This window comes from Marisediminicola sp. LYQ134, from assembly GCF_046599635.1.
Lineage (GTDB): Bacteria > Actinomycetota > Actinomycetes > Actinomycetales > Microbacteriaceae > Marisediminicola.
The window spans coordinates 613,971-626,906 of record NZ_JBKIWP010000001.1 but is presented as its reverse complement, the minus strand read 5'-3'; the positions used below and the strand labels follow the sequence as shown (position 1 = coordinate 626,906).

General features: G+C 68.4%; 12 protein-coding genes. 1 reads left to right on the top strand and 11 read right to left on the bottom strand.

Annotation, left to right across the window (positions count from 1 at the left end):
• Window positions 1–22: 22 nt before the first annotated feature.
• Together ACLHIH_RS03000 and recO are read right to left on the bottom strand one after the other, a co-directional pair.
• Window positions 23–820, bottom strand: a complete 798-nt coding sequence (locus tag ACLHIH_RS03000) for an isoprenyl transferase (RefSeq protein WP_411315226.1) — start codon at window positions 818–820, stop codon at window positions 23–25.
• Complete coding sequence (gene recO / locus ACLHIH_RS02995; protein WP_411315225.1) at window positions 817–1,662, bottom strand: DNA repair protein RecO; 846 nt, start codon at window positions 1,660–1,662, stop codon at window positions 817–819. Before recO ends, ACLHIH_RS03000 begins: the two co-directional genes overlap by 4 nt.
• A gap of 156 nt (window positions 1,663–1,818) precedes the next feature.
• Here recO and ACLHIH_RS02990 point away from each other — a divergent pair, with 156 nt between their 5' ends.
• On the top strand, window positions 1,819–2,499 hold the full coding sequence (locus tag ACLHIH_RS02990) for a trimeric intracellular cation channel family protein (RefSeq protein ID WP_411315224.1): 681 nt from the start codon (window positions 1,819–1,821) through the stop codon (window positions 2,497–2,499).
• Window positions 2,500–2,914: 415 nt separating this feature from the next.
• Here the strand turns inward: ACLHIH_RS02990 and leuA are convergent, their stop codons facing one another.
• The 9 genes from leuA to ACLHIH_RS02945 all read right to left on the bottom strand — a co-directional run bounded on the left by leuA (window position 2,915) and on the right by ACLHIH_RS02945 (window position 12,818).
• Window positions 2,915–4,675: a 2-isopropylmalate synthase gene (gene leuA / locus ACLHIH_RS02985; RefSeq protein WP_411315223.1), complete on the bottom strand. Its 1,761-nt coding sequence runs from the start codon at window positions 4,673–4,675 to the stop codon at window positions 2,915–2,917.
• Window positions 4,676–4,818: 143 nt separating this feature from the next.
• Complete coding sequence (locus tag ACLHIH_RS02980; protein ID WP_411315222.1) at window positions 4,819–6,195, bottom strand: FtsX-like permease family protein; 1,377 nt, start codon at window positions 6,193–6,195, stop codon at window positions 4,819–4,821.
• Window positions 6,192–6,953 (bottom strand): ABC transporter ATP-binding protein, encoded by a 762-nt coding sequence (locus ACLHIH_RS02975; protein ID WP_411315221.1) that lies wholly within the window; start codon window positions 6,951–6,953, stop codon window positions 6,192–6,194. The genes ACLHIH_RS02980 and ACLHIH_RS02975 overlap by 4 nt, the downstream gene beginning before the upstream one ends.
• A gap of 92 nt (window positions 6,954–7,045) precedes the next feature.
• Window positions 7,046–7,714, bottom strand: coding sequence for a response regulator (locus ACLHIH_RS02970; RefSeq protein ID WP_411315220.1), 669 nt, complete (start codon window positions 7,712–7,714; stop codon window positions 7,046–7,048).
• A complete protein-coding gene (locus ACLHIH_RS02965) occupies window positions 7,711–8,964 on the bottom strand; it encodes a sensor histidine kinase (RefSeq protein WP_411315219.1) in 1,254 nt (417 codons plus the stop codon). Before ACLHIH_RS02965 ends, ACLHIH_RS02970 begins: the two co-directional genes overlap by 4 nt.
• Before the next feature lie 123 nt (window positions 8,965–9,087).
• The gene (gene era, locus ACLHIH_RS02960) at window positions 9,088–9,984 is read right to left on the bottom strand and encodes a GTPase Era (protein ID WP_411315218.1); all 897 of its coding nucleotides are present in this window, start codon (window positions 9,982–9,984) and stop codon (window positions 9,088–9,090) included.
• Entirely contained in the window at window positions 9,971–11,305 is a 1,335-nt protein-coding gene (locus ACLHIH_RS02955) for a hemolysin family protein (protein WP_411315217.1), read from the bottom strand. The genes era and ACLHIH_RS02955 overlap by 14 nt, the downstream gene beginning before the upstream one ends.
• A gap of 2 nt (window positions 11,306–11,307) precedes the next feature.
• Window positions 11,308–11,772 carry an rRNA maturation RNase YbeY gene (ybeY, locus tag ACLHIH_RS02950; RefSeq protein ID WP_411315216.1) on the bottom strand — a complete coding sequence of 155 codons (465 nt, stop codon included), beginning with the start codon at window positions 11,770–11,772 and terminating at the stop codon, window positions 11,308–11,310.
• Window positions 11,772–12,818: a PhoH family protein gene (locus ACLHIH_RS02945; RefSeq protein ID WP_411316297.1), complete on the bottom strand. Its 1,047-nt coding sequence runs from the start codon at window positions 12,816–12,818 to the stop codon at window positions 11,772–11,774. Before ACLHIH_RS02945 ends, ybeY begins: the two co-directional genes overlap by 1 nt.
• Window positions 12,819–12,936 lie beyond the last annotated feature (118 nt).

The following is a 12,936-nucleotide window of genomic DNA, read 5'->3' as shown; positions in this document are numbered from 1 at the left end:
AACCCGTGAGCGGCGCCCGTCCCTACGCCGTCGGCGCGTCGATCGCCCCGCCGAACCGCCGGTTGCGCGACGCGTAGACGCCGATCGCCTCCCACAGCTGTTCGCGCCTGAAATCGGGCCACAGCGTGTCGAGGAACACCATTTCGGCGTAGGCGCTCTGCCACAGCATGAAGTTGCTCGTGCGCTGCTCCCCCGAGCTCCTCACGAACAGGTCGACGTCGGGAAGCTCGGGTGCATACAGCGCTTTCTGGATCGTCTTCTCGCTGATGCCCGAGGGCGACATCCTGCCGGCCGCGACCTCCGTCGCGATCGCGCGCACGGCATCCGCTATCTCGGTGCGTCCCCCGTAGTTGACGCACATCGTGAGGGTCAGGGTCGAATTGTTCTCGGTGAGCTTCTCGGCGAACTCGAGCTCGGAGATCACCGAGCGCCACAGCCGCGGCTTGCGCCCCGCCCAGCGGATGCGCACACCCCAGTCGTTGAGCTGGTCTCGGCGACGGTGCAGCACCGACCTGTTGAAGCCCATGAGGAACTTGACCTCGGCGGGCGAGCGCTTCCAGTTCTCGGTCGAGAACGCGTAGACGCTCAAGTGGGTGACGCCGATCTGCAGTGCTCCGGCCACGACGTCGAGGAGCGACGCCTCCCCCGCCTTGTGGCCCTCCACCCGCGTGAGTCCCTTGCCGTTGGCCCAGCGGCCGTTGCCGTCCATCACGATCGCGACGTGCTTCGGCACCGCGGCTCGCGGCAGCTCGGGCGGGTAGATGCCTGTCCAGTCGACGGGGCGGAACTCGACGGCATCCTTGTGGGTCTTCGCGGTCACGGGCGGATCCTCGCTGCAGTGTCTTCGACGGTCGGGGACGGTTCGATGGATGCGGGCACCTCGCCGGTCGCGAACAGGGCGCCGATCGGCTGCCGCGAGTCCGGCGCGCGCGAATCGGGCTCGCGGTCCACGTGTTGCAGTGACCGCAGGCTGCGCTCGAGATGGAACTGGGTGTACGCCGCGACGACACCGCTCGCCATCGACCGGGTGCCCTCGGACGCGGCATCCACGGTCGGCCAGTCCCCCGTGAGGAGGGCGGAGAGGAGGCCGATCGTCGCGGTGTCGAGCCGGGGGGCGCCGGGCGGCGCGACCTCGTCGGCGACGACCCCACCGAGCTGCACGACGAACGCCGAGTGCGGCCCCGGCACGCCCGTCATGGCGCAGTCGTTGAAGCTCGGCGCCCAACCGGCGACGCTCAGCGCTCGCAACAGGTAGGAGTCGAGCGTCGAGCCCGCGCCGTGCTCGCGGCGCGACAGCGATCGCAGAGCGCCGACCAAAAGGAGGTACTGCTGCAGGCTTCCGTCGTCTTCGGTGACCTTGTCAGCCGTCTCGACCATCACGCTCGCGGCGGTGTAGCTCGCATAGTCGCCGATGATGTCGGCGCCGTACGACCCGAGCGACACGGCCTGGGTGATGATGTCGAGGCTGCGGCCCTCGAAGAGCTGCACGTCGGCGACCATGAACGGCTCGAGGCGCGCCCCGAACTTCGAGGCGGTGCGGCGCACGCCCTTCGCGACCGCCCGGATCTTGCCGTGCTCGCGACTGAGCATCGTGACGATGCGGTCGGCTTCGCCCAGCTTGTGGGTTCGCAGCACGACGGCTTCATCACGGTAGAGGGGCACCAGACGATTATCGGCGCTCGAGCCGGGAGGGCCGCATCCGCCCCGCCGTGGCGGCGGAGGGTCGGGGCGCGCGTGTCTGCGACCGGGTTTCGCTCGGTTGCGTCGGGCCGCATGCATCCGCTGGTCTCCGTCGCCTCTCGTGGTACGAATGGACTCGTGATCCCCGACCAGTTCGTCATCCCGCTGTGGGCGGACCTCCTGGCCATCGGCATCGGGGCACTGCAAGGCGCTGTCGTCGCGGCGCAGTTCCGCGACCGGCGCCTCGACCTCCTCGGGGTCGCCATCATCGGCATCGCAACGGGGTTCGGGGGCGGGCTCATCCGAGACGTGCTCCTCGCCGAAGTGCCCGTCGCCCTCGAATCGAACTGGTACCTCGTCGTCGCGACGGGCGCAGCCCTCTTCGGGATGTTGCTCGAGCGCATCTTCGAACGGCTCAACAAGGTGATCACCGTGCTCGACGCCCTCACGATCGGCATCTTCTGCGCGATCGGCACGACCAAAGCGCTCGCCTTCGGCCTGCCGGAAGTCCCCGCCGTGTTCGTCGGCACCCTCGCGGCGGTTGGCGGGTCGATCCTGCGCGACCTACTGCTCAACATGCCCATCGCGCTCATGCACGTCGGGTCGCTCTACGCGGTCGCTGCCGTCGGCGGTTCGGCGACCCTCGTCGTGCTGCTCGAGTTCGGCGTGCCCGTCGCGATCTCCGCGGCCATCTGTGTCGGGGTGACCTTCGGCATCCGCGTGCTGTCGGTGCTGTTCGGGTGGAGCCTGCCCGAACAGCGGCGCATCGAGCGCTTGCCGCGCATCCGCCGCATCCGCGGCTTGCGGCGCCCGCGCTAGACGCCCGTCGGCCGCCGCGGTTGCCTGCCGCCCCGTCGCCCCGTCGCCCCCATCGCCCCATCTACCCCCGTCGCACCGTGGGAAATTCAGGAGAAGCCTGGCGCACCGCGGCGGCGCACCTCTGTCAGCGACCGAATGGCGCCCATCTCCTGAATTTCCACCGGGGCGAGCGGATGGGGCCACCGACGTGCGGTTGGGCGCCAACGCTCCGCGTCTGCCACTGCCAGCGACACTGCCAGCGACACTGCCAAGCGCCACCGCGATCGGCTCACCCCGTTGAGAATTCAGGAGTCGCGCGCACCGGCGCGCGCGCACCCACGAGCGGCACGGGTGTCTCATACGCGAGGTGCCGCGAACTCCTGAATTTGCAACAAAGGGTGCCGGCCGAGGCGAGTGGGGGTGAGGCGAGGGCGGGCTACGCGGTGACGAGCTCGCGGTCGTCCGCGGGCGTGCGCACGGCACGGTTCACCGCGGAGACGATCGCCTTGAGAGACGCGGTCGCGATGTCGGCGTCGATACCGACACCCCACAGGCGGATGTCTCCGACGGCACACTCGACGTACGACGCCGCGAGGGCGTCCCCACCCGAACTGAGCGCGTGCTCGACGTAGTCGTAGACCTTGACGTCGACGCCCTGCTCGGCGAGCACGCGCACGAACGCGTCGATCGGCCCGTTGCCGGTCGCGGTCGTCGCCAGGGTGTCGTCGCCGACCCGCATCTGCGTCTCGAGGGTGACGACTCCGGACATGTCGCTCGTCGTGCCGGTGCGGGTGAGTTCGAATCGCCCCCACTTCTCGTCGGCGTCGTCGGAGGGCAGGTATTCGTCTCGGAAGACCGCCCAGATCTGGTCGCTCGTGACTTCGCCACCCTCGGCGTCGGTCTTGGCCTGCACGACACCGCTGAACTCGATCTGCAGTTTGCGCGGGAGGTCGAGCGCGTGGTCGGTCTTGAGCAGGTAGGCGACGCCGCCCTTGCCCGATTGGGAGTTGACGCGGATGACGGCCTCGTAGCTGCGCCCGAGATCTTTGGGGTCGACGGGCAGGTACGGCACCGCCCACTCGAGCTCATCGACCGTGACGCCGCGACGCTCGGCCTCGACGGCCATAGCCTCGAAGCCCTTCTTGATGGCGTCCTGGTGTGAGCCGCTGAACGCCGTGTAGACGAGGTCGCCCGCCCACGGGCTGCGTTCGGGCACGGGCAACTGGTTGCAGTACTCGGCGGTGCGCTTGACCTCGTCGAGGTCGGAGAAGTCGATCTGCGGGTCGATTCCCTGCGTGAAGAGGTTGATGCCGAGGGCGATGAGGTCTACGTTGCCCGTGCGCTCGCCGTTTCCGAAGAGGCACCCCTCGATGCGGTCGGCGCCCGCGAGATAGCCGAGCTCGGCGGCGGCGACGGCCGTGCCGCGGTCGTTGTGTGGATGCAGGCTGAGCAGCACGTTCTCGCGGTGGGCGAGGCGCCGCGACATCCACTCGATCGAGTCCGCGTAGACGTTGGGGGTCGCCATCTCGACGGTCGCGGGGAGGTTGATGATGACCTTGCGCTCGGGGGTGGGTTCGAAGACCTCGATCACCTGGTTGCACACGTCGAGGGCGAACTCGAGTTCGGTGCCGGTGTAGCTCTCGGGCGAGTACTCGTAGAAGACCTCGGTGCCGGGGATGCTCGCTTCCGCGGCCCTGCACAGCCGCGCGCCCTCGAGCGCGATGTCGATGATCCCCTGCTTGTCGGTGCGGAAGACGACGTCGCGCTGCAGCACACTCGTCGAGTTGTAGAGGTGCACGATCGCCCGTTTCGCTCCCGCGATCGATTCGTATGTGCGGTTGATGAGCGATTCGCGGGCTTGCGTGAGCACCTGGATCGTCACGTCGTCGGGGATGAGGTCGCCCTCGATGAGGCTCCGCACGAAGTCGAAGTCGGTCTGGCTGGCGCTCGGAAATCCGACCTCGATCTCCTTGTAGCCCATGCGCACGAGCAGGTCGAACATGACCCTCTTGCGCTCGGGGCTCATCGGGTCGATGAGGGCCTGGTTTCCGTCGCGCAGGTCGACGGCGCACCAGCGGGGCGCTTCGGTGATGCGCTTCGACGGCCAGGTGCGATCGGGCAGATCGACGGGGAGCATCTCGTGGTACGGGCGGTACTTGTGGATCGGCATCGTCGACGCCGTCTGCGTGTTCTTCATGGGCTCTCTACCTCTTCGCTCGATTGGGTCAGCCGACGACGGACTCCGCGACGAGGTGGGCCTGGGCTAGGACTCGTCGCGGCAGCTAAGGAGAAGCAGACCGAACAACACGGTCACACGTTACCACCGCGACGAGTCGGAGATCACAGCGTCTGTAGGGCCCGCACCGGCGAGACGCTCGTCGCCCGACGGGAGGGGGCGAGCGAGGCGACGACGGCGAGCACAGCCGCTCCCCCGACGATTCCGACGACGACCTGCCACGGCACGCTCGGCGCGACCAGTTCGCTGCCGAAGATGGAGCCGAGCAGCGATTGTGCGCCCGCCCAACCGTAGAGAACCCCGAGCCCGAGCCCGAGGCCCACGGAGGCGATGACCATCTGCGCGGACTCGGCCACGATCATCCGACGCACCTGGCGGGAGGTGAAACCGAGGGCGCGAAGCAACCCGAGCTCCCGAGTGCGCTGCAGTACCCCGAGCGACAGGTTGTTGACGAGGCCGACCGCCGCGATCACGGCCGAGAAACCGATGAGCGCGGAGAGCACCCCGAAGGTCACCCCGAGAACCTGGTTCGCTTCGGCCAGCTGGTCAGCGTCCAGGCCGGTATCGTCGAGGATCATCTGCTGGTACGACGCCGCGGCGACCGTGAAGGTCATGACGAGGGTCACGCCGATGACGAGCCCGATCGTGGCCCGCGTGCTTCGGGCCGGGTAGCGCAAAGCGTTGAGCGCGGCGAGTCTGCCCGCCGCCCCGCGGCCGAACAGCGCACCGACCGCTTTGAGCACGAGCGGCATGACGACGTGAGCACCGAGGATGATCCCGGTGAACGACCCGACGCCCCCGAAGAACGCGATGAACATGCCCAGCGGCGAGACGAGACCGACGACGACCCCCACGACGAGCAGGACGACACCTGACGCGATGAGGAGGAGCGCGATGACGTTTCGCCCCGTGCGGCGGCGGTTCTCACTGAAGTCCGGTTCGCCGGCACTCGCGGTCGCCTGGATCGGCGTCACGCTGAGCACCTTGCGCGAACCGACGAGGGATGCCGACCACGTGGTGACGACGACGGCCACGACGGGCAGGAGCACGAGCGGGTCGATGAGGCGGTACGCGATGTCGGGGAGGTCGCCGGTGCTCACGAAGTACCTCGCGGCCCCGTTCGTGGTGACGAGGGCGAGCACGGCGCCGATGAGCGATCCGACGGCACCGACCACGAGACCCTCGCGGCCGATGGATGCGCGCAACTGGCGGGTGCTCGCACCGACGAGCCTCATGAGCGCGATCGTGCGAACCCGACCCGCCACGATGGTGCCGAAGGTGTTCGCCGTGACGACGGCTCCCGTGTACATCGCGAGCAGGATGAACACGCCCGCGACGGTCACGAGTGCCAACTGGATGGCGCCGTCGCCCATCGGGCCGACGACGTCGGTGATGAGACCCGTGGCCTGGATGAGGGAGACGCCGAAGAAGGAGCTCAGGGCCGAGACGACGATGGATGAGGTGTGCTCGCGCGGATTCACGATGCACCCTCGAGGCTGAGCATGAGGCTGCTGATCTCGTCGGGGGTGGACCGACCGAGCTCTTCGACGACGCGGCCGTCGGCGAGGATGATGATGCGGTCGGCGTAGCTCGCGGCGACCGGGTCGTGGGTGACCATCGCGATGCTCTGCCCGTAGGTCGAGCTCGCGGTGCGCAGGAGGGTGAGCACCTCGCGCCCCGTGCGGGAGTCGAGGTTTCCTGTCGGCTCGTCGGCGAAGACGAGGTCGGGGCGCATACCGAGCGCCCGGGCGATCGCGACCCGTTGCTGCTGGCCGCCCGAGAGTTCGTGCGGGCGGTGCGAGAGTCGCTCGCGCAACCCGAGCGATTCGATCAGCTGGTCGATCCAGGCTCGCTCGTCGCCCGTCGGTCGGCGGCCGTCGAGTTCGAACGGCAGCAGGATGTTGCCTTCGACGTCGAGCGTCGGCACGAGGTTGAACGCCTGGAAGACGAACCCGATTCGGCGACGCCGCAAGACGGTGAGCTCGGAGTCGTTCATGCTCGTGATCTCGGTGTCTCCGACCCAGACGCGACCGGTCGTCGGGCTGTCGAGGCCCGCCGAGATGTGCATGAGGGTGGATTTGCCCGACCCGCTCGGGCCCATGATGGCGGTGAACTCGCCCGCGGTGATGCCGAGCGAGACGCCGTCGAGGGCCGTGACGAGGTTGGATCCGGATCCGTAGGACTTGGTGAGGTTCTCGACGCGGGCGACGAGCCCTTTGTCGGTGCGGTTGTGTGTCATGTCTTCGACGCTACGGAGGCCGCGGCGGTGGCGGATCGGGCGGGAGGTGCGCCTCGATACACCGGGAGGATGATCGCGCGTCGTCCGCTCGGTTATCCGACGAGCGAGTGTTCGAAGGCGAAGACGACGAGCTGCACGCGGTCGCGAAGGCCGAGCTTCGAGAGGATGCGGCTGATGTGCGTCTTGACGGTCGCCTCGCTCAGGAATTCGGCGCGCGCGATCTCGGCGTTGCTGAGCCCGCGGGCGGCGTGCGCGAAGATGCCTTTCTCGCGCTCGGTGAGCGATCGGAACGACGCGGGCTCGCTCGGCTTGGCGGAGCGCCCGTCGAAGTGCTCGAAGAGTTCGCGAGTGGCGGATGCCGCGATCACGGCGCTGCCCGCGTGCACCGTGCGGATCGCCGCGAGGAGGAACTCGGGGTCGGCGTCTTTGAGCACGAAACCGCTCGCCCCCGCGCGGATGGCACGCGTCGCCGCCTCGTCGAGGTCGAAGGTCGTGAGCACGATGATGCGCGGAGGACGCGCGCCCCGCGACTCGGCCGCCGCCACGATGCGCGCGGTCGCCTCGATGCCGTCGAGCACTGGCATCCGGATGTCCATGAGCACGACATCGGGCGAGTGCTCCTCGACGATCGCGACGCCCTCGAGGCCGTTGCTCGCTTCGCCGACGAAGTCGAGGTCGGGCTGGCTCGACACGACCATGCGGATTCCGGCACGGAAGAGGGCCTGGTCGTCGACGAGGGCGACGCGGATGGCGGGGGTCATGGGGTCTCCGGAGTTCGCGGGGTGGTCAGCGCCGTCGGCGCGGTCGATCGTGTCGTGGAGGGAGAGGTCACCGTCGACCCCGTGTCGAGGTGCGACGCCTGCACGGGGATGATCGCGGCGACGGTGAACCGGGCGTCGTCGTGCGTCACCTCGAGGTCGCCGCCCGCGAGGGCGGCGCGCTCCCGCATGCCCGCGAGTCCGTGCCCGAGGTCGAGCGCGTGCACGAGGGGCTCCCGCAGCGCGCTCACGATCGTGAGGCGCACGGAGTCGGGCGTCCACTCGAACGAGAGGCGGGCCGCCGTCGACGTGTCGGCGTGCCGGAGGGCGTTCGTGAGGGCCTCCTGCACGATGCGGTAGACCGCGAGTTGGGCGCCCGTGCTCATGACGTGCTGCTCCCCCGTCGACGAGACCTCGACATCGAGCCCCGACGAGCGCACCTGGGCGATGAGTCGGTCGAGGTCGTCGAGCACGGGCTGCGGGCCCGCCTGCTGGTCGTCACGCAATTGCCCGAGCAGCACGCGCACGTCGGCGAGGGCCTCGCGCGCCGTCGTCGAGATCGCGGTGAGCGAGGAGTCGACCGCGGCGGGATCGGCATGCCGCGCGTATCGTGCCCCGTCGGCCTGAGCGATCACGACGGCGAGAGAGTGGGCCACGACGTCGTGCATGTCTCTCGCGATGCGCGTGCGCTCCTGCTCGACGACGACATCGACGCGAGCCCGCGCGCGCTCCAGCTCGGCGACGGCACGAGCGAGGGTGTTCGCGCGAGACTGCGAGAAGGTCTTCGACAGCAGCCCGGCACCCCACGCGACGAGGAAGAGCGCGAGGAACGCGACGAAGATGAACGCGATCGGCACGAGGATGGGGAACGTCGGGTCGAGAGTCTGATCGGAGAGCCCGAGACGCATGGCCGTGTAGACCGCCACGGTGGCCGCGCCGACGAACGTCGACGCGAAACCGAGCCACTTCGTGACCCGGTTGCCGTGAGCCGACGTCGCGTAGAGCACGATGAGGATCGCGAGGTTGGCCACCTCGGGAAAGCCGCCCGCGAGCATCTGCGCGATCGCCGCGACCCAGGCGAGGCCGAGGGCGAGACCGGCGTTGAGCCGCCAGAAGAACAGCGGCACGATCATGCCGATGAGCACGAAGGGCGACTGGTAGACGAGCGAGTACGGCACGACCATGATGACGAACGCGACCGCTGGTGCCACGAGATCGAAGACCAGCTGCCCGCGGGTGAGTGAGCGGAACATCCGACTACCGTACGGCCGAGACGGCACGTGGAGGCCGCTCGAGCCCCTCGAGACGACTTGCGGCGGGCGGAATCATCCTCGCGATGTAGAGGGCGTCAGCCGTGTGCCCCGAGCGTCGCTCGATCAGAAGCCGAGACGGCCGAGCTGCTTCGGGTCGCGCTGCCACTCCTTGGCGACCTTCACCCGCAGCGAGAGGAAGACCTGCTTGCCGACGAGGGGCTCGATCTGCGCCCGGGCCCGCGCACCGACATCGGCGAGCCTCGAACCCTGGTGGCCGATGATGATGCCCTTCTGGCTGTCGCGCTCGACGAAGAGGTTCGCGAAGATCTCGACGAGGTCTTTGTCGTCGCGTTCGATCATGTCGTCGATCGTCACGGCGATCGAGTGCGGCAGCTCGTCGGACACCCCCTCGAGCACGGCCTCGCGGATGAGCTCGGCGATGCGGTCGACCACGGCCTCCTCGGTCACGGTCTCCGCGGGGTAGAGGGCCTGCGACTTCGGCAGAAGGGCGATGAGCTCGGTCGCGAGGGTGTCGAGTTGGATGCTGTCGACCGCCGAGACCGGGATGATCGCGTCCCACTCGCGCAGACCCGACACCGCGAGGAGCTGCTCCGCGACGGCGGGCCTCGAGGTCGAATCGATCTTCGTGACGATCGCGACCTTCTTGGCGCGCGGAAACGACTCGAGCTGCTCGTTGATGAAGCGGTCGCCGGGGCCGATCTTCTCGTCGGCGGGAACGCAGAACCCGATGACGTCGACGTCGCCGAGGGTCTCCTGCACGATCGCGTTGAGTCGCTCGCCCAGGAGCGTGCGCGGGCGGTGCATCCCGGGGGTGTCGACGAGGATGAGCTGGCCGCCCTCCGCGTGCGCGATGCCCCGGATCGCGCGGCGCGTCGTCTGCGGCTTCGAACTCGTGATGGCGACCTTCTCGCCGACGAGAGCGTTGGTGAGCGTGGACTTGCCCACGTTGGGGCGCCCCACGAACGTGACGAAGCCCGCCCGGAAGTCAGTGTCGGTCATCGTGTTCCCCGTTCGTGGAGTGTGAAGTGGATGTCTGCAGCGAGCCGAACGCCGCCTGGGCGTCGTGGAGGGCCGGATCGCGCTCGACGACGACAGTGCTCAAGCGCTTGCGGCGCCCCTCGGTGCGGTCGGCGATGAGCACGAGACCCGAGACATCCGCTCGCGAACCCGGGAGGGGAAGGCGACCGAGCGCTTTCGTCAGGAGCCCGCCGACCGAATCGACGTCGTCGTCGTCGAGCTCGATCTGGAACAGTTCGCCGAGCTCGTCGACCGGAAGCCGCGCGCTCACACGATACCGGCCGGGCTCGAGCTCCTCGATCTCGACGACCTCGCGGTCGTACTCGTCGGAGATGTCGCCCACGAGCTCCTCGATGAGGTCCTCCATCGTCACGAGCCCCGCGATGCCGCCGTACTCGTCGACGACCATCGCGAGGTGGTTCGACTCGAGCTGCATCTGACGCAGCATGTCGTCGGCCTTCTTCGACTCGGGCACGAAGACAGCCGGGCGGGCGAGCGCCGTCACGAGGGTCGCATCCATCTCGGTGGGCTTCTCGTAGCCGAGGCGCGCGACATCCCGCAGGTAGAGGATTCCGAGCACGTCGTCGATGTCGGTGCCGATCACGGGCATGCGCGAGTTGCCCTTCGCGAGGAAGAGCGCCATGGCGGTGCTGATCGTCTCGTCGGAATCGATCGTGACCATGTCGGTGCGCGGGATCATGACCGCGCGCACGACCGTGTCGCTGAACTCGAAGATCGAGTGGATGAGCTCGCGGTCCTCCTCCTCGAGCACATCGAGTTCGGTCGCCTCGTCGACCATGCTCAAGAGCTGTTCCTCCGACGAGAACGAGGTCGTCTTGGGTCGGCCGGGGGTGACCCTGTTGCCGAGCGCGACGAGGGCGGCCGCGACCGGACCGAGCAGCAGCCGGAAGAACCTCACGAGCGGAGCGGCGAACGTCAACAGGGCTCGCGAGTGCTCCCGCCCGACGCTGCGCGGACTCGAACCCACGAGCACGAACGAGACGATCGTCATGACGAGCGCCGACCACAGCAGGGCGAGCCACGGCTCGTCGAAGAGCGAGGCGAGCACGAGCGTCACGAGAACCGCCGCGGTCGTCTCGGCGACGACACGCATGAAGTTGATCGCGTTGACGTGGGCGCTCACGTCGCCGGCGATCGCCGTGAGCGAGCGCGTCGTGCGCGACGTCGACGCGAGATCGAGCAGATCGGAGCGCGACGTCACCGACAGAGCGGAGTCGACAGCGGCGAGAAGGCCACCGAGGCCCACGAGGAGTATCGCCGCGATGATGAAGAGGGTGTCCACGCTCAGCCGTTTCGGGACTCGGTGTCGGCGAAGGCGGCGAGGATCTCGCGCTGCAGGCCGAACATCTCCTTCTCCTCGTCGGGCTCGGCGTGATCGAAGCCGAGCAAGTGCAAGACGCCGTGGGTCGTCAGGAGCAGCAACTCGTCGAGAACGGAGTGCCCCGCCGTCTCCGCTTGCGCCGCGGCAACGGTCGGGCACAGCACGATGTCGCCGAGCAATCCCGCGGGCGTCGGCGAATCATCCGTGCCGGGACGCAACTCGTCCATCGGAAAGCTCAAGACATCCGTCGGTCCCGGCTCGTCCATCCACTGGATGTGCAACTGCTCCATCGCCGCCTCGTCGACGAGCACGATCGCGAGCTCGGCGTCGCGGTGCACGTGGAGTGACTCGAGCGCGAACGCCGCGACCTGCTGGAGGGCGGACTCGTCGACCTCGATCGCCGACTCGTTGTTGACCTCGATCGACATCAGCCGCGCCATCCCCTCGGACGACGGTCGCTCGCCGGCGGACGGCGATCGCGCGAACCCGGTTGCGTCGCGCCCCGACGCTCGGCGCGGTTGGCGAACTCGGCCGCTTGCTCGCGCTCGAACTTCTGAGCCTGACGCTCGGCGTCGTACTTCGTGTAGGCATCGACGATGCGGCCCACGAGGTTGTGCCTCACGACGTCTTCGCTCGTCATGCGGGCGAAATGGATGTCGTCGATGTCGTCGAGGACGCGCGTGACGAGTTGCAGCCCGCTGGCACCGTTCGGGAGGTCGACCTGTGTGATGTCGCCCGTCACGACGATGCGCGAACCGTGCCCGAGTCGCGTGAGGAACATCTTCATCTGCTCGGGGGTCGTGTTCTGGGCCTCGTCGAGCACGATGAACGAGTTGTTGAGCGTGCGTCCGCGCATGTAGGCGAGGGGCGCGACCTCGATCGTTCCCGCCGCGAGCAGCTTGGGCACGATCTCGGGGTCCATCATCTCGTTGAGCGCGTCGTAGAGGGGGCGCAGATAGGGGTCGATCTTGTCGGTGAGCGACCCCGGAAGGTAGCCGAGCCGCTCCCCCGCCTCGACGGCCGGACGCGTGAGGATGATGCGCTCGACCTCCTTGCGCTGCAGCGCCTGCACGGCCTTCGCCATCGCGAGGTAGGTCTTCCCGGTGCCCGCGGGCCCGATGCCGAAGACGATCGTGTGCTCGTCGATCGAATCGACGTACGCCTTCTGCCCGAGAGTCTTGGGGCGGATGCTCTTGCCCCTGCTCGTGAGGATCGCTTGGCTCAGCACCTCGGCGGGGCTCGACGACGCGTCATCCCGGAGCATTCTCGCCGACGTCTCGACCTCGGGCTCGCCCAGGTCGTGACCGCCACGCACCATCACGATGAGCTCATCGACGAGGCGGACTGCCGCGGCGACGGCATCAGGAGGCCCGGACAGGGTGATCTCGTTGCCACGCACGAGCACCTCGACGCCCGGATGCTGTTGCTCGACGGTCTTGAGGAGGCGGTCCTGCGGGCCGAGGAGGCGCACCATGGCGACACCGTCGACGAGGATGCGCTCGGAGATCGGTTCGGTGCGCGCCGAATCTGTGCTCGCGGGGTTCGGGCGGGGTGGGTTGGTGCTGGCCGGGGTCGTTCCTGCCGGGTTCTGG